At 55.9% G+C, this 528-nt stretch carries 1 protein-coding gene; it reads right to left on the minus strand.

Features of this window, described 5'->3' with window-relative positions:
- On the minus strand, positions 1-244 hold a 244-nt coding region (locus ACFQND_RS12170; RefSeq protein ID WP_377413588.1), incomplete at its 3' end, for a hypothetical protein.
- Positions 245-528: the final 284 nt, after the last annotated feature.

Genomic DNA, 528 nt, shown 5'->3' on the forward strand with positions numbered 1-528 from the left:
ATTCCAGTGCCTTGCCGGACGGGCCACCCGCGGGCGTTCCCGCTGCTAATGCCGGATGGGGCTTGTTTGTTGTCGTATTCATAAATATGCGCTCCTTGGACAATGGGAGGCATACGCCCGGCCGCGCACAGACGCACCCGGGTATGTGACAAACCTGCCGCAGCATATGCCCCAGCCTGCTTATCGGTAACTTATCGAGAAAATTGAGGTAAATCAATAAATTTGATTTGCCCATCAAATTCATTGATATTTAAGGCACCTTAATCACATACGACGCGCTTCAAGGCATGCCCAGGCAAGGCACGCATACACCTGGAGGTTTTCCGGGCCGATAGGCAGTGCTATCAAAACAATAGCTGTCTGCGCGCACTCATCAATGGCTACAGGCCCTTTTGATACCCAACCAGCGCCACAGGGGCGCTACGTCGCTCACCACCGCCCAGCCTGAACACACTGACCACCTGGGACAAGCCACTGGCCTGCTCCTGCAGGGAAGCCGCTGCGGCTGCGGCTTCTTCCACCAAGGCT

The organism is Polaromonas aquatica (assembly GCF_042659145.1).
GTDB classification, from domain to species: Bacteria; Pseudomonadota; Gammaproteobacteria; order Burkholderiales; family Burkholderiaceae_C; genus Polaromonas; species Polaromonas aquatica.